At 37.2% G+C, this 23,058-nt stretch carries 17 protein-coding genes and 1 tRNA gene; 6 read left to right on the top strand and 12 right to left on the bottom strand.

Annotated elements, in window-relative coordinates:
• The first annotated feature begins 171 nt into the window (after window positions 1-171).
• From BME96_RS04100 to BME96_RS04085, 4 genes are all read left to right on the top strand, one after another.
• Complete coding sequence (locus BME96_RS04100) at window positions 172-726, top strand: beta-class carbonic anhydrase (RefSeq protein ID WP_071648374.1); 555 nt, start codon at window positions 172-174, stop codon at window positions 724-726.
• Between the two features lie 172 nt (window positions 727-898).
• Window positions 899-2,392 carry a spore germination protein gene (locus BME96_RS04095; protein WP_071648372.1) on the top strand — a complete coding sequence of 498 codons (1,494 nt, stop codon included), beginning with the start codon at window positions 899-901 and terminating at the stop codon, window positions 2,390-2,392.
• 7 nt (window positions 2,393-2,399) lie between these two features.
• Window positions 2,400-3,515 carry a GerAB/ArcD/ProY family transporter gene (locus BME96_RS04090; protein WP_071648370.1) on the top strand — a complete coding sequence of 372 codons (1,116 nt, stop codon included), beginning with the start codon at window positions 2,400-2,402 and terminating at the stop codon, window positions 3,513-3,515.
• Window positions 3,512-4,645, top strand: coding sequence for a Ger(x)C family spore germination protein (locus BME96_RS04085; RefSeq protein ID WP_060680337.1), 1,134 nt, complete (start codon window positions 3,512-3,514; stop codon window positions 4,643-4,645). The genes BME96_RS04090 and BME96_RS04085 overlap by 4 nt, the downstream gene beginning before the upstream one ends.
• An 87-nt stretch (window positions 4,646-4,732) precedes the next feature.
• Here BME96_RS04085 and BME96_RS04080 read toward each other — a convergent pair whose 3' ends face one another.
• Entirely contained in the window at window positions 4,733-5,803 is a 1,071-nt protein-coding gene (locus BME96_RS04080; protein WP_071648369.1) for an undecaprenyldiphospho-muramoylpentapeptide beta-N-acetylglucosaminyltransferase, read from the bottom strand.
• A 103-nt stretch (window positions 5,804-5,906) separates the two neighbouring features.
• Between BME96_RS04080 and BME96_RS04075 the strand changes: the two genes are divergently transcribed.
• Entirely contained in the window at window positions 5,907-7,271 is a 1,365-nt protein-coding gene (locus BME96_RS04075; protein ID WP_071648367.1) for an MATE family efflux transporter, read from the top strand.
• A gap of 65 nt (window positions 7,272-7,336) precedes the next feature.
• Here BME96_RS04075 and BME96_RS04070 read toward each other — a convergent pair whose 3' ends face one another.
• The 11 genes from BME96_RS04070 to BME96_RS04020 form a co-directional block, all read right to left on the bottom strand.
• A complete protein-coding gene (locus BME96_RS04070) occupies window positions 7,337-8,758 on the bottom strand; it encodes an aldehyde dehydrogenase family protein (protein WP_071648365.1) in 1,422 nt (473 codons plus the stop codon).
• 438 nt (window positions 8,759-9,196) lie between these two features.
• On the bottom strand, window positions 9,197-10,384 hold the full coding sequence (locus BME96_RS04065) for a NupC/NupG family nucleoside CNT transporter (RefSeq protein WP_019377119.1): 1,188 nt from the start codon (window positions 10,382-10,384) through the stop codon (window positions 9,197-9,199).
• Window positions 10,385-10,738: 354 nt separating this feature from the next.
• Window positions 10,739-12,040 carry a 2-oxoglutarate dehydrogenase complex dihydrolipoyllysine-residue succinyltransferase gene (gene odhB / locus BME96_RS04060; protein WP_071648363.1) on the bottom strand — a complete coding sequence of 434 codons (1,302 nt, stop codon included), beginning with the start codon at window positions 12,038-12,040 and terminating at the stop codon, window positions 10,739-10,741.
• Window positions 12,027-14,891 (bottom strand): 2-oxoglutarate dehydrogenase E1 component, encoded by a 2,865-nt coding sequence (locus BME96_RS04055; protein ID WP_071648361.1) that lies wholly within the window; start codon window positions 14,889-14,891, stop codon window positions 12,027-12,029. The genes odhB and BME96_RS04055 overlap by 14 nt, the downstream gene beginning before the upstream one ends.
• Window positions 14,892-15,407: 516 nt before the next feature.
• Entirely contained in the window at window positions 15,408-15,881 is a 474-nt protein-coding gene (gene trmL, locus BME96_RS04050) for a tRNA (uridine(34)/cytosine(34)/5-carboxymethylaminomethyluridine(34)-2'-O)-methyltransferase TrmL (protein WP_019377115.1), read from the bottom strand.
• A gap of 44 nt (window positions 15,882-15,925) precedes the next feature.
• Window positions 15,926-16,774, bottom strand: a complete 849-nt coding sequence (locus BME96_RS04045) for an amidase domain-containing protein (RefSeq protein ID WP_019377114.1) — start codon at window positions 16,772-16,774, stop codon at window positions 15,926-15,928.
• A 56-nt stretch (window positions 16,775-16,830) separates the two neighbouring features.
• Window positions 16,831-17,349 carry a methylated-DNA--[protein]-cysteine S-methyltransferase gene (locus BME96_RS04040; RefSeq protein ID WP_071648359.1) on the bottom strand — a complete coding sequence of 173 codons (519 nt, stop codon included), beginning with the start codon at window positions 17,347-17,349 and terminating at the stop codon, window positions 16,831-16,833.
• 20 nt (window positions 17,350-17,369) lie between these two features.
• The gene (gene queG / locus BME96_RS04035; protein WP_071648358.1) at window positions 17,370-18,515 is read right to left on the bottom strand and encodes a tRNA epoxyqueuosine(34) reductase QueG; all 1,146 of its coding nucleotides are present in this window, start codon (window positions 18,513-18,515) and stop codon (window positions 17,370-17,372) included.
• Between the two features lie 40 nt (window positions 18,516-18,555).
• Window positions 18,556-20,253, bottom strand: a complete 1,698-nt coding sequence (locus BME96_RS04030) for an ABC-ATPase domain-containing protein (RefSeq protein ID WP_071648357.1) — start codon at window positions 20,251-20,253, stop codon at window positions 18,556-18,558.
• 835 nt (window positions 20,254-21,088) lie between these two features.
• Window positions 21,089-21,162, bottom strand: a tRNA-Gly gene (locus tag BME96_RS04025).
• A 164-nt stretch (window positions 21,163-21,326) separates the two neighbouring features.
• Window positions 21,327-22,016: a Crp/Fnr family transcriptional regulator gene (locus BME96_RS04020; protein ID WP_071648355.1), complete on the bottom strand. Its 690-nt coding sequence runs from the start codon at window positions 22,014-22,016 to the stop codon at window positions 21,327-21,329.
• Window positions 22,017-22,153: 137 nt separating this feature from the next.
• On the opposite strand from BME96_RS04020, the gene dat reads away from it, so the two are divergent.
• Complete coding sequence (dat, locus tag BME96_RS04015; RefSeq protein ID WP_071648353.1) at window positions 22,154-23,032, top strand: D-amino-acid transaminase; 879 nt, start codon at window positions 22,154-22,156, stop codon at window positions 23,030-23,032.
• Window positions 23,033-23,058 lie beyond the last annotated feature (26 nt).

Here is a 23,058-nt window from a genome sequence, read left to right as displayed (position 1 = left end):
TCATAACTCACTTAATATGGACAAACAATACGTATGTTTAAATTTTCCAAAAATGAGTCTTTGGGCTTAAGAGAAAAAAGTAAATTTTGTCGAAATTAGCTTTCTACTGTACACTTACTAAAAAAAACTGCTATATTTTAATAGGAAAAACTATTTTAAAGGAGTGGAAATATGCACTTGGAAGAAATGCTGGAATATAATAAACAATTTGTAGAAGGAAAATCCTACGAACCATACAAAACGGATAGTATCCCTAACAAACGAATGGTTATTTTCACTTGCATGGAATCTCGTTTAGTAGAACTTCTGCCACGGGCATTAAACATTCAAAACGGAGATGTAAAAATGCTCAAGAACGCTGGAGCAATTATCCGCAAGCCTTTTGACAGTATTATGAAAAGTATTCTTGTAGCAGTGTACCAACTTCAGGCTGAAGAAGTAACCGTAATTGGTCACCATGATTGCGGTATGTCACATGTTGACACAGAAGCATTAGCAGAAAAAATGGAAGCACGTGGCGTCGATAAAAAGACACTTGATACTATTACACATAGTGGAATAAATTTGGATGAGGAGTTCCATGGCTTTGATACTGTTGAAGAATCTGTCATGCAAAGTGTCTCTATTATACGTAACCATCCATTACTTCCTAAAGAAGTGAAGGTTCACGGATTGGTTATTGATCCACACACTGGTAAAGTCGATGTTGTTTCAAAAGAAGATTAGTTTTTCATTATCTGCAGAGATTAATTTCTCTGCATTTTTTATGGCTTAATCATTGTTATTCCTTCCTATTTACCCCTCCATCAATACTTCATTTTCTGCCTATACTTCATCTACATAAAATACTATTTTAGCAACATACTATTATGGATTGGATAAATTCAGGAGGAAGAAAATGAAGACAAGGAATAAAAAGAAACTCCCAATGAAGGTAGATGATCTGGAATCCTTTTTAAAAGAAAAATTTGAGAAGAACCCAGATTTAGTATTTTCCAAATATGAGCAGCAAAACGGTAAAAAAGTCGGTGTATGTTTTATAGGGTATCAAGTAGACACGGACAAAGTGGAAGAATTTTTATTACAGCCACTCTTATCCATGGAAGAAAAATGGACAAATAAAGAGATTATAAATCGGACACCTTTAAACGATGTAAAAACTTCTCATTCATTAGAAGAGATACTTCAAAAATTATTAGTTGGAGAGGTATTTGTTTATGTAGAGGGAGAAAAAGAAGTACTCTCTTATCTGCTATTAAATAAGGAAAAACGTTCTCTGGAAAAAGCAGAGACCGAATCACTTGTATTGGGGCCTAAAATTGGATTCACAGAGTCGATTGTAACGAATATGAATATCGTTAGGTGGAGAATAAAATCCACCGATTTAGTGCTAGAAGATTATACCATTGGTAAGTTAAATCCACGAGATATTCGTTTAATCTATCTAAAATCTATTGCTAATGAAGAAGATGTAAATACTATGAGACAACGAATTAAAGAACTTGATGTGGATGAAGTGGAGGACAGTGCTGTTCTCTCACAGTATCTTGCTGATTCGCAATCTAATATTTTCCCTTCTTTTCAATCAACGGAATTGCCTGACAGATTCACTTATGCCATTACTAAGGGTAAAGTAGGGATTTTAATGGAAAATAGCCCTACAGGTATCATTGCCCCTGCAAACTTATTTAGTTTTATCGAATCTACGGAAGACTTGTACATGAATTGGTATGCAGGTACATTTTTAAGGCTTCTTCGCTTTATTGCAATGTTCTTTACAGTCATTGTTACACCCTTATATGTTGCTATTATTACTTATCAATATAGTATTATTCCTACACAGTTATTAATTTCTATCGGGCAGTCACGAGCAGCAGTACCCTTCCCTCCCTTAATAGAGGCTCTGATTTTGGAATTCTTAATTGAGCTTTTACGAGAGGCTGGCGCTCGTCTTCCAACGAAGGTGGGGCAGACAATGGGTATTGTCGGAGGTATTGTTATTGGACAGGCAGCAGTTGCAGCTGGTTTAACTAGTAATATTCTAATTATTGTTGTAGCTATGAGTGCTTTAGCATCGTATACTTCACCAAGTTATTTATTGGGAACAACCATTCGAATAATTCGATTTCCGCTTATAATATTAGCTGGGCTTTTTGGTTTAATAGGAATTATGTTTGGATTATGCTTTCTTATCATCCATTTGCTACGTCTCACTTCATTAGGTCGGTCATACTTGATTCCACTGTATCCATTACAATTACAAGATTTTAATAAAGTTTTTTATCGCACTCCCTTTAAATTTGAATATAAGCGAGCAAAATCTTATTTACCAAAACGTCTCTACCGTTTTAGTAAAAAGGATGCAGGTCAAAAACGAGACATAGACGAGTAGGTGACATATGAAAATAACGAACGTAATTGCACCTGGAAAAAGAATACGAGCTTTTTATCTCTTTTTTATTATCTGCACTGTTCAACTTGGCGCAGGTATAATGGGGGCACCATCATACATTTTTGGTTATGCCCGTCAAGATGCATGGATATCTATTCTTATTGCAGGAGTGGCTCTAATCCTAATCCTTTCAGTTATCATCTATATTCTAAGTCAATATGAAAACTCAGATATATTTGGTATTCAAGTAGACATATTTGGATCTTTTATAGGCAAGGTATTAGGTTCTATTTATATAATTTATTTAGCAATGGCTTTGCTATCAGTTATGTTAACTTATATTGAAGTTGTTCAAGTATTTATACGTCCAACCATGCCCTCCTATGTTATAGGCGGTCTTATACTAATCCTTGTTATTTATTGTATCTGGGGCGGAGTCAAAGTAATAGTAGGAGTAGCTTTTTTATTTTTCATCCTGTCTCAGTGGTTACTTATTTTATTATATGATCCTATTTTGCGAATGGATTGGTCTCATTTACTTCCAGTTTTAGACGCTTCTCTTATCGAGCTTTTAAAAGGAGCAAAAGCAAGCAGTTATACTTTACTTGGTTTTGAAATCCTCCTTATTATTTATCCTTATATTGATAATAAAAAAGAAATTAAATTACCAGTATTTCTTGCTATTATCTATTCTGTTTCGACCCTATTAATAACTACAATAATAAGCATTGGATATTACAGTTTAGAAAACCTGCGGGATAGCGAGTGGACGGTTATCACACTATTTAAAAGCGCCTCATTTAGTTTTGCTGAAAGACTAGATTATATAGTTGTAATGGAATGGATGATGATTGTAGTTCCTAATAATATTTTTTTAGCCTGGGCTACTACTTACGGAATTAAACGATTATACAACATTCAGCAAAGAAAAAGCTTGTATATACTTTGTAGTTTGTTATTAGTGAGTATTAGCATTTTAAAATATGACTATATGATACTTCAATTTACCACTATTGTCAGCAATATGGGGTTTTGGATTAATTGTGTGTATCCTTTTATCTTGGCAACCCTTGTTTTTTTTAAAAAGAAAAGGTCTAAACATAAAGGAATGAATACTACATGAAAAGCAAACTAATTATTTATACGTTCATTATATGTTTATTCTTAACAGGATGCTTTAAAGAAAATCAAATTGAAAAAATGGGAATTATTAATGCACGCGGAATAGATAAACAAGAAGATGGTCTAGTTCAAGCTTCCCTTGTACTCTTCCAGTTTGAGGCCCAAGCCAAGGATATAACAAAATTAGTAAAAGGAACAGGTAATTCCACAAAAGGGGCTATTAACAATGCAAACTTGGAAACAAACTTCCTTTTAGATTCAGGGAAGCTACAAATTGAGTTGTACGGAAAAGAAACTGCTCAAGAAGGAATTTCACCATACTTAGACACCTTGCTAAGGGATGCCCGCGTGCCTGATACCAGTTATATGGCAATTGGAGAACCCACTGCAGAAGACATACTTACCGTTCAGGAGAGTGGTATATCTATGAATATCGGGCAGTATCTCCATGGAGTTATTGAAAACAGTGCTAGTGACAAATTATTTCCAAAGGTCTCCTTAGTTAAATTTAGCAGACTGAAGAATGATATTGGGGTGGACCCGATTTTACCTGTCTTTGAAATAAAAGAAGGTATCCCAAAAATTACTAATATTGGCGTATTCCAAGATGACAAATATGTAGGAGATATATCCATAGAAAATAAAATCCTATTTAATCTTTTAGACGAAAGCTTACTTAGTGAGTGGTTAGAAATAACTCTTCCCTTTGAACCTTTTAAAAAATATAAAAGAAACTCTTCTAGCTCAACTACAGAAAAATTACATGTTGCGCTAAACACTTTACGAAACGATTCAACGATAAGAGTAACTGATTTGGAAGACCTTACATTTAAAATAAATTTGAACATAGAAGCAAGTCTTTTAGAAATTTCTAATCAGATTAAATTAGAAGATAAGCGGGTATTGAAGTTACTTGAAAAAGAAATAGAAAAGAACATAGAAAAAAAGTACGAAGAATTATTAAAAAAACTTCAGGAGTTCAACTCTGACGCAATGGGGTTCGGATCAGTCTATCGTTATAGTAAGAAGGGGAAACCATTAACTAGAGCGGAATGGAGAAAAAAATATCCGGAAGTAAAAGCTGATTTTAATGTGAATTTAAAGATAATTCACCACGGTGAAACTTTTTAAATAGACAGATTTAGCAAGGAAATCATAGTAAAGATACATTACAGCAGTTAGTACCCTCCTCTTGATTTTCAAGAAGAGGGTACTTATTTATTTCTGCACTTCGCTAATAATTTCCATTACTCGATCACGTGATTTTTCACTTTTAAATTCCTTCATATGATCGATCATTATAGGGGCCATCTCACTTAACTGGTTAACTTCTTTAATCAGAGTTTCTTCCGTAAGGTTCTCTTCCTCCACCACTCTGGCATAACGTTTTTCCGCAAATGATTTTGCATTAATAATTTGGTCACCTCTGCTTGCTTGTCTGGATAATGGAACAAGCAGCATTGGGATTCTTAATGCAAGAAATTCAAAGATGGCATTAGAACCTGCCCTGGATAAAATATAATCTGTCGCAGCAAATATATCTTTTAATTCCTCATTAATATATTCAAACTGTGTATATCCTTCTGCTTCTATAGATGCATCAACTTTGCCCTGACCGCAAAGATGAATAATCTGAAAGTACTTTAGGAGTTCCGGTAGTGCTGCTCTTACTGTTTCGTTTATTTTTTTGGCACCACCACTACCTCCCATTATTAATAGAACTGGCTTTTTATTCGTCAGACTGGCAAATTTCAGACCCGCCTCCCTGTTTCCTTTAAATAACTCCTCACGGATCACCGCTCCTACATACTCCGCCTTTTTCTCCGGTAAGTATTGCATTGTTTCCGGAAAAGTTGCCAGTACTTTCTTGGCAAATGGAATAGCTATTTTATTTGCCAGACCAGGAGTATAATCCGATTCGTGAATAATGACCGGTACCCCTCGTAGTTTAGCTGCAAGTACTACCGGAACTGAAACAAACCCACCTTTAGAGAAGATAACCCTTGGTTTTCTTTTACCAATGAAACTGGCAGCCTGGAAAATACCTTTTATAACTTTAAAAGGATCTTTCATATTTTCTTTGGAAATATAACGTCTGAGTTTCCCTGTAGATATCGGGTGATAAGTAACTCCTTCTAATTCCCCAATCAGCTTCCTTTCAATACCATCATATGACCCTATATAATCAATTTCCCATCCTTGTTCCTGATACTTTGGAATAAGTGCCAGATTCACAATAACGTGTCCGGCAGTTCCTCCACCAGTAAAAAGAATTCGTTTATTTTTCATACATGTACGTCCTTTCTTTCCTACTGCAAAATAAAACGGTATAATAGTGCTTATTATTCTCTATTATATCCTATTAGAAAAACGAAGAAAAAGGAAGTATATTATGTATGTTACCTCAAGTTTAAAAGAAAAATTAAAGCTTTTTACCGTTATATTAATTCCTATCCTTATTACACAGGTTAGCATGTATATGATGAACATCTTTGACACAGTCATGTCAGGCAGGGCAAGTGCAGAGGATTTGGCTGGTGTCGCTATCGGCTCCAGTCTATGGGTACCCATTTTCACAGGAGTTAATGGAATATTATTAGCAATTACACCCATCATTGCCCATTTAACCGGGGCTCACTCAAATAAAGAGATCTCCAATAAGGTGCAGCAGGGGATTTATTTGTCCGTAGCATTGAGCATAGTAGTATTTATTATTGGGGCATTTGCGTTAAATCCTGTTCTTGAAATCATGGATCTCGAACCCAAAGTCCGGCACATTGCAAAATATTATTTAATTGCTCTTGGTTCAGGACTAATACCACTGTTTATTTTTAATACATTGCGTTGTTTTATAGATGCCCTTGGCCAGACAAGAATTTCCATGGTAATTATTTTGATTTCTTTACCATTGAACCTTTTATTTAATTATGTATTTATATTCGGTAAGTTTGGTGTCCCTGCATTTGGTGGTATTGGAGCAGGGATTGCTACTTCAATTACATACTGGCTTGTTTGTATTATTGCTTTAGGGGTTGTATATCGAGTTGCACCCTTTCGCCAATTCCATGTATTTTCCAATTGGATTAAGCCATCCATTCAAGCATGGAGAGAGCAGCTTAAAATTGGTGTTCCAATTGGGGTTGCAATGTTCTTCGAAACGAGTATTTTTTCAGCAGTCACATTATTAATGAGTGTGTATAGTACGTATACAATTGCTGCACATCAGGCGGCAATTAACTTTGCTTCCTTACTTTATATGATCCCATTAAGTGTAGGTATGGCATTAACTATCGCGATTGGCTTTGAATTGGGTGGCCAACGATTGAAGGATGCTCGAATTTATGGATATATTGGAATCAGTGGCGGCCTTTTTATTGCCTTATTTGCAGGAGCGGTTTTATATGTAACAAGAGATTGGGTAGCTGAAATGTATAATTCTAACCCGGAAGTAATTGAACTAACAAAGCACTTCATTAATTACGCGATTTTCTTTCAATTAGCAGATGCTTTTGGGGCGCCTATTCAAGGAGCCTTACGAGGATATAAAGATGTAAATGTAACATTAATATTAGCCTTGATTTCTTATTGGATTATCGGATTACCTGTCGGCTGGATTCTGGCTAACTATACATCATTGGAGCCATTTGGTTACTGGGTAGGAATTATTGTTGGCTTAAGCTGTGGGGCGATCGCGTTATTAGCCAGATTGTTTCACATACAAAAACATTATACGAACAAGGTACAATCACAGACATAAAGAAACTATTCATGTTGATGATTTTAGATCATTTAAAAAAAAGCGAGGCTTACACCTCGCTTTTTTTATAGGTTTAACACAATTAATCTTTCTTCTGTCATTTCTTCAATGGAGAACTTAGGTCCCTCTTTTCCCCAACCACTATCTTTTACACCACCATATGGCATAAGGTCAACACGGTATTGGGAAGAATCATTAACCATAAGTCCTCCTACTTCCACATTTCGCGCAGCATAAAACGCAGTATCAAGATTCTCAGTGAAAATACCACCTTGCAACCCATATGGAGATTCATTTACCTCACTTATACAGGACTGCAGATCCGAATATGGAATTATAGTAACAACTGGTCCAAATATCTCTTTACTCACTACGTTCATGTCTTTAGTTACTTGAGATAATACAGTTGGTTCGTACATGGCGCCTTCCCGTTTTCCACCTGTTAAAATATTCGCACCTGCTTGAACGGCGGTATCCACCCAGTTTTCAACACGTTTTGCTTCTTCTTCTGAAATTAAGGGGCCAACAACAGTATCTTCATCAAATGGGTCTCCTACTTTTAGATTTTGCATCTGATCTAGTAGCTTTTCCTGGAATTCTTCCAATACATTCTGATGTACATAAATACGCTGTGGTGTGATACATGTTTGGCCTGCATATGCGAATCCTGCTACTGCAAGTGTCTCTGCTGCTTTGTCGATAGCTGCATCTTTGTCTACAATGACTGGTGAATTATTCCCCAGTTCGAGAATTAGCTTGTTAAGACCTGTATTTTGTTTCAGCTTCAATCCAATTTCAGCACTTCCTGTAAAAGTGTATGTGGAAATCCGCTCATCTTCCTGCATTTGCTTTCCTACTTCAGAACCGGATCCGATAATTACCTGAAGATAACCTTTTGGCAGTCCTGCTTTTGCAAATAGCTGAGCTAGTTTTAATGAAGTAACCGGTGTTGCGCTCGCAGGCTTTAAAACCACCGAATTACCTGCAGCCAATGCCGGACCAATTTTATGTGCAACCAAATTAAGCGGGAAATTAAATGGCGTAATTGCGCCTACCACCCCAACTGGGACTCGAATAGTGAATGCCATACGGTTTTCTGATCCTGGCGCAGCCTCTACTGGTACCCCTTGACCACTGATTCGTTTCGCTTCTTCTGCAGCTACTTCAAAGGTTTGAATCGCACGGTCTACTTCCGTACTTGCTTGCTTACGTGGCTTCCCAGCTTCACTTATAATAGAGTCTGTGAACGATTCTTTTTCTTCCTGCAACAACTCGGATACTTTTTTAATTATTTCATAACGCTTATAAGGTGGAAGTTCTTCTTGCTTAAATGCTTTTTCTGCTCCTTCTATTGCCTTATTTACTTCTCTTTCCCCAGCTTTAGAAACCTCCGCATATGTTTCTCCACTATATTTATTCAATACCTTCAATTTGTCATTTGTTTCTATCCATTCTCCATCTATAAATAAATTCAACTGATTATTCATTATATAGCCACTCCTCTCTGCTAATTATCTTTCCTTTCATAGAAGTGTCTAAACATTGTTATCCTTATTAATTTCTGAAGCACAATCATCTTACCTTAAGATTAACTATTACTAAAAGACCATTCAATAAATGATAGTTACTGATATGCCTTAGTTACTAGTGAGAGATTAAGCCACAGTAGAAGCGGGATAACCCCATTGATTTCCGCTGCAGGGGGACGCTTTCCACCGGCATGGCTTCAGCCGCTCCCGAAAAGCGCAGTATTTTACGTAGCGGTGGCGTAATCAGACTCAATATTTCAGTGGACTTTCCAGCAATAAATTTATTTTTCATACTTAGATTAAGCATCAAAAGTTATTTCATATTTATATATTTTGTGCTTTAGATGAAAGCTCGATACAACAAAAAAGACCACCCATAAGGGTAGCCTTCAACATTTATAAAAATAGTCCAACAATAGTGGCGGATAGAATAGAAGCTAGTGTAGCACCTACTAATAACTTAAGACCAAAACCGGATACGCTGACAGCTTTCTCACTATCAATTCCTTTAACTGTACCAGCAATAATACCGATTGAGGAGAAGTTAGCAAAACTTGTAAGGAATACGGATACAATCCCTACTGTTTTTTCAGACATATCTGCAATCATAGGTTGGAAATCAAGCATAGCTACAAATTCGTTTGTAACAATTTTTGTACCCATAACAGAACCGGCTTGTACCACTTCTCCCGGTGAAATTCCCATTAAAATTCCAATTGGTGATAAGATATACCCTAGTATTTCCTGTAACGTTATACCAGCGAATACCAATTGAATTAACCAGTTAACGAGTTCCAAGGAGGCAATAAAGGCTATTAACATAGCAGCAACGATTAAAGCAATTTTACCACCTTCTAATGCCCCGTTACCCATTGCTTCAAAAATACTTTTATCATTAGTAACATCTTTAATATCAACAATATCTTTTTCTTTTGGCACGCGAACAGGAGCAATAATGGATGCAACCATTAAAGCACTAAACATATTTAGTGGTAGTGCTACCAAAACATACTCTGGGGGAAGCATTTGCAGATACGCTCCAACAATGGAAGCTGATACAGATCCCATCGCGGAAGCACTTACAATATAAAGACGATTATCATTTAAATGATGGAACTGTGTCCGTATTGCAATTAGTGCTTCTGATTGACCAAAAAAGATACTGTTAACCGCATTAAAGGATTCAACTTTAGGAAGTCCGGTAATTTTTGAAATTAAACCACCCAAATACTTTATAATTGGAGGAAGGATTTTCAAATAAGTTAGTACAGATAAAATTGTTGCGAAGAAAATTATAAGTAATAGAACGTTAAAAAAGAAAACGCCTCCTTCTTCAACAACAAATCCACCAACAACAAAATTAACCCCTTCTGTCCCAAATTCAATTAATTTATTAAAACCTGCAGAGATTTTATTAATGATAAATTGACCAATCTCGGTTGTAAACATGAACCAGGTTGTTAACAATTGTAAAACTAACATTATTCCTATGCCTTTATAATTAATATTTCTTTTGTCATTAGACATTAGAAATGCTAGCCCGAGGACCACGATAATTGCTACTATTCCAAGAAGAATTGCCACGGAATGAGCCTCCCTTATTTTTTGTAAATGTTTTCATTTCTACTTTCTATGCCAATTGTACCAAGTTGTCAGACGTCTTTCAAGTGAAAGTTTTTTCTGTAAATTTCTTTAACATCTTATCAATTCCCTACTTTACGCCTTTTTAACATAGAGATTCAGTTAAATTTCATATGAATACTTATATTCTACAATACTATAAAAACAGTACTTTTTTCAGAGGACTTCCGATTTACTAAATGATTGACTATCGAAATGCTCTCGTATTTTATCTAGACTTGCGACAACCACAAACATTATAGACAAAAAACAACCGCTATCTGCTTGTCCAGATAACGGTTGTTTTCTTTCATTATATTAGCCTTCCAATAGAAGGTCATATGGATCTTCAAGTAATTGTTTCACTCTAACTAGGAACTGTACTGCTTCCTTTCCATCAACAATGCGATGATCATAAGAAAGAGCTAAATACATCATTGGGCGTACTTCAATTGTATCATCTGGCATCACCATAGCACGCTTTTGAATATTATGCATTCCTAAAATACCAACCTGTGGCGCATTTAGGATAGGGGTAGATAGCATGGAACCAAATGTGCCACCATTTGTAATTGTAAATGAACCACCTTGTAGGTCCTCCATTGCTAACTTCTTATCCCGTGCTTTTTTACCGAGATTTCCGATTTCACGTTCTACGCCTGCAAAATCAAGACGGTCAGCGTCACGTACTACCGGAACTACTAATCCATCATCTGTGGACACAGCAATACCAATATCATAGAATTTTTTAAGAACAAGCTCATTACCTTGAATCTCAGCATTTAATAGTGGGAATTCTTTTAATGCGCCCACAACTGCTTTGGTAAAGAAGGACATAAATCCAAGCTTTACTCCATGCTTGTCAATAAACTTTTCTTTTCTCTCACTACGAAGCTTCATTACATTGGTTAAGTCAACTTCGTTAAATGTAGTAAGCATTGCTGCTTCATGTTGTACTTCTACAAGACGCTTTGCAATTGTCTGACGACGACGTGACATCTTCACACGTTCTACTGGCTTATCAAATTCTGTTTTTTCCTCTGTCTTTGGTGCTTCTTTTTTAGCTGGCTTGGATTCTTTCTTCTCTGATGTATCCTTGGCAGCAGCATCTACGTCTTCCGGACGGATCCTTCCAAGTGGATCACGGGAGCTGACTGTGCTTAAATCAATTCCAAGTTCTCTAGCTCGTTTTCTCGCTGCTGGAGAGGCAATTACGTCTCCTTTTTTGTCGTCCTTTTGATCCTTCTTTGATGCTTCTTCCGTGTTTTCAACTGTAGCTTCTTCTTTATCTTCTTTTTTCTTATCTTCTTTCGGTTCTTCTTTTACATCTTCTTGCTTCTCTTCTTTTGGCTCTTCATTGCTGGAAGTATCAGCGCCAGCTTCCCCATTTTCATCTAGCTTGGCAATAATATCTCCCACTTCAACGTCTTCACCTTCACCTTGAACAATTTCAGTGATGACACCCGCATAGTCGGAGTTCACTTCGACATTAACTTTGTCTGTTTCTAATTCAACTACTGGATCACCTTTTTCTACTTTGTCGCCTTCTTTGACTAACCACTCTGCAATAGTACCTTCAGTAATGGATTCGGCTAGCTCTGGTATTTTAATTTCTTTCACTGGAATCTCCTCCTTTAGACGGGTTAATTGCTTGTTGTACAATCTGATTTTGCTCTGTTTTATGCACATTCGGCACACCAACAGCAGGTGATGAACGATCCGGCCGTCCAATATACCGTAATGACTGGTTTTCTTGTAAAAGATCTCTTAAATAATCATCTACAAAATCCCAGCTCCCCATATTTTTTGGTTCTTCCTGTACCCAAACTATTTGTTCCAGATTAGGCAGTTCTTTTATCTCTTTTTCTAGTTCCTTTTTAGGGAATGGATAAATTTGTTCAAGTCGCAACACGCGTAACCAATCAAATTTTTCTTCAGAATTAGCAATAGCCTCTTCAATATCGACCATTACTTTCCCACTTCCAATTAATAACCGTTTGGCATTCTTTTTACTTACCTTTAAGTTTGGCTGAGAACGTAAGGGCTGGAATTTACCATTTGTGAATTCCTCTGCAACAGAAGCTACGCGCTGGTTTCTCAATAAGCTTTTAGGTGTCATTAATATTAATGGTCTAGCTTCTTCTTTCCCACGCATTGCTGCCTGCCTACGGATCAAATGGAAGAATTGAGCAGAAGAAGTCACATTAGCTACAATCCAGTTATTTTCTGCAGCCATCTGCAAAAATCTTTCCAAGCGAGCACTTGAATGCTCAGGTCCCTGCCCTTCATATCCGTGCGGAAGCAACATAACCATATTGGATTTTTCACCCCACTTGGCACGAGAGGCTGAAATAAACTGATCAAAGATTACCTGACCAGCGTTTGCAAAATCTCCGAATTGCGCTTCCCAAATTACTAGAGTATTCGGTGATTCAACACTATAGCCATATTCAAAGCCTAGTACGCCTGCTTCAGATAAAGGACTGTTTCGGATATCGAACGATGCCTTCGCCTGTTCAAGACCATGCATCGGACAATATTTTTCATTTGTTTCCACATCATGAAGTACTAGATGGCGATGTGCAAATGTTCCTCGCTCTGAATCTTGACCAGTCAATCGAATTGGAATACCATCTTGAAGAATGGAAGCATAAGTTAACGCCTCTCCAGCGCCCCAATCCGCTTTGTTACCTTCCTCAAGCACATTTTTGCGTCGGCTTAAAATCTTTTCCAATTTTTTAAAACCGTTAAAGCCTTCAGGTCTGTTCAATAATCCCTCATTCAGAGCTTTTAACGTATCCAAATCCACAGCTGTTTCAAATCGATCCAATCCATTTGCCAATACTTTTGGCATGTTTGGAACTTCTACAGAGCCTGCTTCATTTTCTTTCATACTATCATAAATTCCACGAAGATGATCCTCTACATCCTCTTGTATTTTTTTGAAAGTATCTTCCCCAATAACACCTTTATCTCTTAACACTCCAGCATAAACATTCGCTACAGTAGGATGCTCATCAATCTTCTGATAAAGCGCCGGCTGTGTAGTTCGAGGTTCATCCATTTCATTGTGACCGTAACGACGATATCCTACTAAATCAATCAAGAAATCTTTATTAAATTTTTGACGATAATCATATGCAATCTTAATTGCTGAAATACAAGCAATTGGATCATCTGCATTAACGTGAATAATTGGAATTTCAAATCCTTTGGCTAAATCACTTGCATATCTGGTTGAACGGCCATCTGTTTGATTTGTCGTATAACCTACCAAGTTGTTTGCAATGATATGGAGCGTTCCTCCTGTGGAATACCCAGGTAATCCACTCAAATTCAACGTCTCTGCTACTACACCTTCTCCAATAAAGGCAGCATCGCCATGAATAAGTACACTGAATGCCTTATTCAAATCACCTTTTGGATATCCCTTTTGAGATCGTTCATCCTGTGCAGCACGCGCAAACCCCTCCACCACAGGGTTCACGAACTCAAGATGAGAAGGATTATGAGCGAGTGTTATACGTGTTTTTGTCTCATCGCCTTCTTTAACATCTCTAGTAGCTCCAAAGTGGTATTTCACATCTCCAGTCCAACCGTAATTAATTCCCATAGAACCTTCAGATGGTATTAATTCTTTATCAGGTGAATGGTGAAACTCAGAGAAAATTTTATCATACGGTTTCCCCAATACATGTGCAAGTACAGACAAACGTCCGCGATGCGCCATTCCCATCATTATATTTTCAATTTTATCTTCCGTAGCATATTTTACAATCTGATCAAGCATCGGAACCATTGATTCCAATCCTTCAATTGAAAAACGTTTCTGACCAACGAAAGTTTTTTGAAGGAAGCTTTCAAAACCTTCTACATGTGAAAGTCGTTCAAGTAGTTGCTTCTTCTCTTCATCTGAAAGATCAAGACGTGCATGCCCTGCTTCAATCAAATCAAGAAGCCACTTACGCTCCTCATCATTATTCATATGGTCATACTCAAAAGTAATTGTTCCTGAATAATATTTCTTTAATTCCTTAATAACATCCAGCCCATTCTTAACATTACTTGGCGCTTTCTCCCATAGCCAAGCTGCTGGCATGTTTGCCAAATCATCCTCACTTAAACCGTAAGTTTGCGGCTCAACTAAAGGTGATTTTCTTACTTCCTTAGGCCCAACTGGATAAATATCCGCCTCTAGATGACCAAAACGACGAATAGCCTCAACAAGTTTCATTGCTGAGGTAAGCTTCTTAATATCCTTTATTGAGGTCCCTTGTTGCTCTTCTTGCACACTGCTATTAGGTTGTGTTAACCATTCAGGAGCCCCGTGCCGATCGAACATTTGCTTAATAGATTGATCGACAAGATTTGGATCCTCTTTGTAAAGCTCATATTGTTCCTCAACATACCCCATGTTAGGACCATGAAATTCTGCCCAGAATCTTTCATTAGATTCTACATTCTGTGCCACGTTTTTATACCCCCATTAGAAGTTAGCGTTATCCGTTATGTAACGGTTATTCACATCCATCTACATTATAGAACTGACGAATGACTTCATCAACTAATATACCCTATTTTATTACCTTAAACAATATAATGTTACCAGTATTTTTATTGTAAGTTTTTTCAAACTACCTGTAGGGAAAAATAATGGATTTCTCTGGTTCACATAAAGCGAATATTTAGGTATAATAAGGACATAATTACATCTAATCGTTCTTTTACATACAAAGGAGGAGTTTCGCATGAAATTAGCATTACTAATGGGAGTCGTTTTAACTTTTATTATCTCAACCTTCACTTCCGGATATGAAGCAAAGCCGGCAGTCCCAAAGAAAAATCAATAATGTTTATCTAATTCCAAAAGCCGTGATGTATAGTTGCATCACGGCTTTTCATGTTATTGAAATAGTTTATCAGATTACATTTTTCTCCAAACAGGAGCCTCCCTAAGAATTATAATAGTCGGTGCAGGTCATTTTTACTAAGACAAATCTGGAAAACCTTGCTGACGCAGTACCTCATATATAATAATAGCCGCCGTATTCGATAGATTTAAAGACCGTACTTTATCGTTCATATGAATACGGAGGCATTGCTCTTCTTTTCCCTCTAATAATTGAAGTGGGATCCCATCTGTTTCCCGGCCGAAAACAAAAAACAAATCTTCCTCTTTGTTAGAAAAATCATAGTCTGTATAATGTTTGGTTCCAAAGTTTTCTATATAATAATATTCACCTTCAGGATATGTGTTGTAAAGCTCCGTTATGTTCTTATACTCCTTGATATCCACATTCTTCCAATAGTCCAATCCAGCTCGACGAAGCATTTTATCATCTGTTGAAAACCCTAGCGGATGAACTAAATGAAGTGTTGTATCTGTTGCTAAACAAGTTCTGGCAATATTTCCAGTGTTCGCTGGTATTTCTGGTTGAAATAGAACGACATGTAAACTCACTTTTCTAATCTCCTTACGTTGTTTGTACTGTTCTAGTATATCACTTACTTGTCACCAATGCGGAAAAATTTATACTTAATATCAGGTGTCCATGCTGCTGAATCCTCATAAGACCAATAGCGGTTCCGGCTATTATTTGTATGTGCATTAACCAACGGCATTCCATAAGCATCTTTAGTCACAACAATCGTGTTATGGTTCCAACTCCCATCCCCTTCGAAGTCATAACAAATAATATCACCCGGGAGCAGTTCTGAGGCATTATCTAATTCCGTGCCTTGTAGTCCTTGGGTGGAACCACTTAAATACCAGCGTAATGAATGGGCTACTGCCCAGCTAAAACTCCAATTATCGTTTTGATACCACCATCCTTTTTCTCTAGAAGGCGCCCCTCTCATTGGGGCGCCCCCAGCATATAAGCATTGAGAAACATAATTTGTACAATCGACATCAAATTTTTTATATGCAGGATTATAACTATTCCACCATCTCTCTGCATAGCGGACAGCTTCGTTGCGATCATAAGAAAACCTTTCTAATAAAGCATCATCTCCACGAATTTCCTCAGGTAAAATACTGGGTTTGTCAGGCTGTTCATATTGTATTGGATAATGATTAGTTACCGCTCCGCCATCATACCGAAATTCATACGGGATTAATTCCTCCTCCAGATAAAAAAACTCATCTTGCTTAATGAGGTATGATAAATGGATAAGATAGTGGTATATACGTTGATTATCAGAGGAAAACTCTCTGTATAGCCGACCATCCCCATGAAGACGAACAATTTCAGCATTTCTTTCTTTACACAAGCTGCGTTTTTTTTGCCACCAACCGGTTGTTTGTTTTTCAGATAAGAAATAATCCAGCCATACCTTTTTAATTTTTTCCATAAAAATCCCCTCCATTAAATATATATGGAGAGGATGCTTGTCAGATTGCCTTAATTTCAATCTGTTGCTTCATGTTTCAAAAGAAATTCCTTTTTATCCAAACCGCCATTATAACCAACTAGTTTTCCGTTTGCTCCAATTACGCGATGACAAGGGACTACAATAGAAAATGGATTCTTATTAACAGCCCCTCCCACCGCTCTCACTGCTTTCGGGTTACCGATTATTTCTGCAATCTCTTTATAGGTTTTGGTCTCCTTGTATTCAATACAGTCATAGAGTGCTTGCCAAACCTTTTGTTGAAAGCTGGTCCCATAAAACTTAAAAGGAATAGAGAACGTCTGCTTCTGATGTTTAAAATAAGCCTCCAGCTCCTCTTTAGCAGAAGCAATCAATTCAGGTTGATGAACAAAATAGGGTTCCCCAATAAATCTTTTAGCCCAGGTTGTTAACTTTTCTTCTAAGTCAGCAAGTCTTCCATACTCGATTCGAACTATTGCTTCTCCATCACTTAGCAACAGCAACGTTCCTATCGGTGAATCCATTTCGTCATAAAACAATGTGATTTTCTTCATAATAAGTCGCTCCCACCTAATTAACTTCTGCTGGCTTCTTTTTCAAAGGCAAGACCCTTTTCCATTTCATAAATAACTTGCTCATCTTTTTCTTTCTTCATCGCCTCATGTATGGCATTATAGGCTCTCTCCGTTCCGATTTTGCCAAGCGACCATGCAGCTGTTCCACGTATTACCGGCCGAGGATCAGTCTGCATCACCTCAATAACTTCTTCAACTGCTGTTATGTCTTTATAGTGGCCCAAGGCAATTAAGGCATTTCGCTGTAGTGGCTTCTTCCCTCGCCAAGAACCAGCGATGGAGCCAAATGTGTTTTTAAATTCACGATTGGAAATCCGTAACATTGGTTTGAGCTTTGGCTTTGCGATTTCATGGTCCGGTTCAAATTCAGGATGGTGATGAAAATCTACTTTTTTGTTTTTTGGACAAACTACCTGACATGTATCACAACCATAAACTCTATTACCTATTTTTGTTCGAAACTCATCAGGCAAGAAATCTTTTGTTTGAGTGAGAAAAGCAATACATCGCTGTGCATTCAATTGCCCGCCTTGTACCAAAGCACCTGTTGGACACGCATCCAAGCATTTTGTGCAATCACCGCAGCTATCTTCCACAGGACTATCAGGGAGAAATGGAATATTCGTAATTAACTCTCCCAAATAGACAAAGGATCCAAATTCAGGTGTAATAATCGCTGTGTTTTTCCCACTGAACCCGATGCCTGCACGTTCAGCAACAGCACGATCAGATAACTCACCTGTATCTACCATCACCCTATTGCTTACATCAGGCACCTTTTCTTTAAGAAAATCAGCAAGCTTATCCAATTTTTCACGCATAACAACATGGTAATCTATTCCCCATGAAGCACGTGCAAAAATTCCTCTACGTTCTTCCTTTGTACTTTTTGGGGCATCCTTCATCCGAGAAGGATAGGCAAGGGCAATGGAAATTATGGATTGAGCTTCTGGCAACAAACGGGTTGGCTCCGTTCGTTCGTCCACACTTCCTTTCTCAAATCCAGACTGATAACCTAGTGTTTGCTGCCTTTTCAATCTTTCCTTCAATTCGGAGAAGACATCCGCGGAGGCAAAGCCAATTTTATCAATACCTATTTCTTTGCTGTATTCTATAACTTCCTGCTTAAGTTTGTTGATATCCATCGGCTAACCCTCCTTATAATAAAAGTGTTTAGTCTTATTCTTATTTTACCATAGCCGTACGCATTCGGTTCAGCACTGCAGCAATCTCGTATCTGCGTGGTCGTGCAATATCGCCAGGATGCTGGTCTTTAAATATTGTAAAGGAAGCAAGTCCTTCTGTATCCATCTTTTTCTCCAGTTCATTCAATATAGTATGGAGCGACTTGTTTTCGAGTGTGTTACTACGATCCAAATAACTGATAATTTCAGCAATCATCCTTGTTTGTGAAGAGTCAACAAGTTGTTCAGTATGATGAAAAGTAATATCTGTTCTACCCATTAATATCGTTGATAATCCTTTAGCCTGTGTTTTGGCTCTTTTCCCTTTTTTTGTTTGTAGGGTGGATTGCTGAAAATAACGATCTCTTACTTTTCCAAACGTGTCGGCTTTAGACATGTCTCTTTCCAATGGGTTTTCCTTCATAATTTGCTTTGCCTTTTCTGTTACATTATGTGGCAAATAGGATTCCATCATAATTACTGTATCTGCAACAGCAAAGTAATCACCTGAGCCACCCATTACAATTATTGTAGAAATTCCTAATTGGCTATATAGCTGACTTATTTTATCAATAAATGGCGTAATAGGTTCCTTCTCCTTTTGGACTAGTTGCTGCATTCGATGGTCTCTGATCATGAAATTAGTCGCACTTGTATCTTCATCAATAAGTAAGGTCGAGGCTCCTGCTTCCAAAGATTCCATCACATTAGCCGCCTGTGATGTACTTCCACTTGCATTTTCCGTCATAAAAAAACTTGTATCTTTTTTATGTGGCAAATTGGAAATAAAAGGTGAAATATCGACACCTGTAACTTGTCGGCCATCTTCAGCACGAATCTTAACTGCATCAGGATCTGTAAGCACATATTCTCTACCATCCCCGTCTGTATGAGCATATACTCCTTTTTCAATCGCTTCTAGAATAGTGCTTTTCCCATGATAACCTCCACCAACAATTAGGGTAATCCCTTTAGAAATAGCCATTCCACGGATCGGTTCTTTCTGATGTGGTATAGTTATTTCTACTTCGTCTCCCTTAGGACTTTGAAAAGGGACCGCATTTTTTAATGGACGGTTACTTACACCACTTTCTCGAGGTAGTATAGCTCCATTGTTAATAAATGCAACCCATCCATTTTTTTGCATAGCCTCCCGAATGGCAACCTGTTGATCGGCCAGTTGAACGGGTGCTTCTACCTCCACGTCTTTTATTGTAAATATGGAGTTTTCTATTATAGTAGGGATAGCCTCTCCAAATAGCTTCTCTGCCTCTTTACCATTAATCCGCCGACCGTTTGCAGGCAATCCAACAGATATGCAAACAGTAATAGCCTGTGAGTCTAATTGGACAGCACTTCGTTCAATAACTTCCTGTCCGGGCTGATCGAATAAAATTAGTCCACTTTTTCCTGATCCTTTTATAAAGGTCTTTTGCTTGTGAATCGCGCTTGCTACAACTCTTGCCATTTTATCTTCTGCTGCTATTTTTCTCTCATAAGAGGAAAGCCACTCCTCTTTGATTGGTCGCTGTTTAGCTGGAATAACTATCCTAATTTTAGATGGGGTGGCAAATGGATCACCCTGTACATAATCTATGAATAAATCAAACTTCGTGTAGCTATATTTCCCCTGAATGTCTTTGTAAGCCTTATACCCTTTATTATCAATTCTTTTAAGCTCGTTCATTAATCGTTTCATCGAATATCCCTCGCTCTTAAAAAGTTATTGGTTTAAGAATACTATGCAGGAAAAGCGGTTTTCAAGTGAAGTGGTAAAAGAAGAATACTGAAAAATGAAGTATGTTTAGTTCTATTTTGAAATCAAGTGTACTAAATTAATAACTATAGCTCTTTTTAAAGGGTTGGAGTAAAATGCGAACTAGAGGAAACTTATTTCTCTGTTAATACAAAATGGCTAAATAACACCGCTACGGAAAAACACTGCGCTTTTCGGGGGCGGCTGATGAGCCTCCTCATGCTAACGCATTCCGGGGTCTCACCTATGCCTCATCTCCCCCAGAAGTCTCCGTATTTTTCCTACGCTAAGGTTTACTTCTAAAAAGATTAAAAGAGAGAAGTATTTTTCCAGTTATTATAGTCACTGAAAAATGTGCTTTATTAATCAATAGCATATACCAATTGATTGGAATGGAAGATGACGACTCCTACCGGAATAGCATGAGCTGAAGACCCTGGACGGAGCGTAGCGGAGGAAGCGGCTGAAGCCATGCCGGTGGAAAGCGTTCATCTGCAATGGAAATCAATGGCGATAGATGATCATCAAAACGTATCTAAATGAATTCTAGTAGTGTATTTTCAGAAAAAGCAATTTACAATACTTGCAAGTTAGTTCTTAGTTTATCTATTTTGTGAATTAGTTAGAACTATACTGTAGAACAGGAAGTCTCGTACGAAACCACCAATCTACTTTAATTTTCTTACTAGGAATGCTAGCGTAGTTTACACATATAATAAAAGTAAAAAACGCAACACTTCGTAAAAACTTTACGAAACACTGCGTTATGACATATGTATGGAGCGGGTGAAGGGAATCGAACCCTCATCATCAGCTTGGAAGGCTGAGGTTTTACCACTAAACTACACCCGCACATTACTAATTATTAAATTGTCTACGTTCAAATTATTTATGTTAATAAAATACGTGTTTTTCGAACGCATTTTTAATTATAACAAGCACATTTTAAAAAATCAATAAAAAATTTCTTTTTTCGACAGAATTTTTATAGGAGCTATCATAAATAAAAATAGCTCCTATAAAACACAGTTTTCGACGCCACAATTTTCACATAGAAGCAACTTCCTAAAATAATGAATATCTTTAATCAGGTAAAATTTGTTGTCATTGATGATTAATCCTTGCTCTTTCCACTTATTAACAACACGACTTACTGTTTCTCTTGAAATACCTATATGCTTACTAATATCTCTAACTCGAATCGGTTCTGTTATCCGGATACCTTTTTTGGTAACAATTCCATACATATTAGAATACCGAATAAATACAGAAGCTATTGCAGCTTCTGAGCCAAATGCAATATAATCCCGAATCTTAGCTTTACTTGCCTCTAATGATTCCGCTACCCACCGCGTAAAATGTAAACCAAGTGATCCGTCCTGTTTAATAAGCTCCTCTGCCTTGGCTTTTGTAATACGATAAAGAATTGCATCTTGAGTAACTATTGCGGTATTTGAATATTTCGTTCCACTAAATATACCTATTTCACCAAAACAATCATTTTCTTTTCTGGTAAAAATAGTAATTTCCTTGTCAGCACCCATGCCCTTATAAATTCGAACTGTGCCACTCTTAATAAAGTAAAGTGCTTCTGCCGGTGTTCCTTCACTAAATACAATAGTATTTTTCATGTATTCTTTGCGAAAGCTATTCATCATCAATTTTTCATAAGTAGTTTTATCCAATCTATTTAACAAAGGTTCCATGATCTCACACCTCTCTACGTATCTAAAATTATACACGGACAACCGGGAATGGTTCTGTGAGATTTCTCACTTTAATATACATTTACAAGTAGCGTGAGAAGTATTAGAATAGTCATAACTTTAGGAGGGAAAATTTCATGTCTGTTTATCCAATTATTTTAGCGCAAGACAAATTTACACATCGAGATGAATTAAATTATCCGTATGAAGAAAGAGGCCTGCAGTTTGGTGATGGTGTTTATGAAGTAATCCGCATCTATAACGGTGACTACTATTTACTGAATGAGCACGTTGATCGCCTCTTCCGTTCTGCTGAAGCTATTAAGATTAACTTATCATTAACGAAAGATGAACTCAAGAAGCTTCTATTAGAACTATTAACAAAAAATAAGATGACAGCAGATGGAAAAGTTTATTTGCAGGTATCACGAGGCTCTGCACCTAGAGACCATGTTTTTCCATTAAATGTTCCTGCAAATATGTATGCGTATCTACAGGATCTACCGCGTAATCTGGAAAACTTGGAAAATGGCGTATGCACAATTACTCAGCGTGATGTCCGCTGGGAAAATTGCTATATTAAGAGCTTAAATCTTCTTCCAAACGTATTGGCTAAGCAAGAAGCAAAGGAACAGGGGTGTTATGAAGCTATTCTTCATAGAGATGGATTGGTAACAGAATGTAGTTCCTCAAACGCATATTTAGTAAAAGACGGAAAAATCCACACCCATCCTGCAACGAATAATATTTTGCATGGTTGTGTGCGAATGCGTGTAGAAAAATTTGCTAATGACTTAAACATTCCTTTTATAGAAGAAGGATTTTCTGTTGAGGATATTGCTATGGCTGATGAGATCTTTTTATCCAGCAGTACATCCGAGGTTATGCCTGTAATTAAAGTTGATAACAAAGAAATTAATGATGGAAAACCTGGTACAATTACAAGAAAGCTACAAGATGCATACATAGCAGATGCTAATATCACTAGTGAAGATGCCTTAAAACCTTCTGTTTAATCAGCTTCATAGGAAAGCACACAGCT

It is taken from the genome of Virgibacillus halodenitrificans (genome assembly GCF_001878675.1).
GTDB classification, from domain to species: Bacteria; Bacillota; Bacilli; order Bacillales; family Amphibacillaceae; genus Virgibacillus_Q; species Virgibacillus_Q halodenitrificans.
The sequence above is the reverse complement of the archived record's forward strand: the minus strand, read 5'-3'. Positions and strand labels throughout refer to the sequence as shown.

Excerpts from the sequence above, each read along its gene's own strand:
- BME96_RS04100 (WP_071648374.1), top strand. The coding sequence starts at position 172 with ATGCACTTGGAAGAAATGCTGGAATATAATAAACAATTTGTAGAAGGA.
- BME96_RS04095 (WP_071648372.1), top strand. The coding sequence starts at position 899 with ATGAAGACAAGGAATAAAAAGAAACTCCCAATGAAGGTAGATGATCTG.
- BME96_RS04090 (WP_071648370.1), top strand. The coding sequence starts at position 2,400 with ATGAAAATAACGAACGTAATTGCACCTGGAAAAAGAATACGAGCTTTT.
- BME96_RS04085 (WP_060680337.1), top strand. The coding sequence starts at position 3,512 with ATGAAAAGCAAACTAATTATTTATACGTTCATTATATGTTTATTCTTA.
- BME96_RS04080 (WP_071648369.1), bottom strand. The coding sequence starts at position 5,803 with ATGAAAAATAAACGAATTCTTTTTACTGGTGGAGGAACTGCCGGACAC.
- BME96_RS04075 (WP_071648367.1), top strand. The coding sequence starts at position 5,907 with ATGTATGTTACCTCAAGTTTAAAAGAAAAATTAAAGCTTTTTACCGTT.
- BME96_RS04070 (WP_071648365.1), bottom strand. The coding sequence starts at position 8,758 with ATGAATAATCAGTTGAATTTATTTATAGATGGAGAATGGATAGAAACA.
- BME96_RS04045 (WP_019377114.1), bottom strand. The coding sequence starts at position 16,774 with ATGGAAAAAATTAAAAAGGTATGGCTGGATTATTTCTTATCTGAAAAA.
- BME96_RS04040 (WP_071648359.1), bottom strand. The coding sequence starts at position 17,349 with ATGAAGAAAATCACATTGTTTTATGACGAAATGGATTCACCGATAGGA.
- queG (WP_071648358.1), bottom strand. The coding sequence starts at position 18,515 with ATGGATATCAACAAACTTAAGCAGGAAGTTATAGAATACAGCAAAGAA.
- BME96_RS04030 (WP_071648357.1), bottom strand. The coding sequence starts at position 20,253 with ATGAAACGATTAATGAACGAGCTTAAAAGAATTGATAATAAAGGGTAT.
- BME96_RS04020 (WP_071648355.1), bottom strand. The coding sequence starts at position 22,016 with ATGGAACCTTTGTTAAATAGATTGGATAAAACTACTTATGAAAAATTG.
- dat (WP_071648353.1), top strand. The coding sequence starts at position 22,154 with ATGTCTGTTTATCCAATTATTTTAGCGCAAGACAAATTTACACATCGA.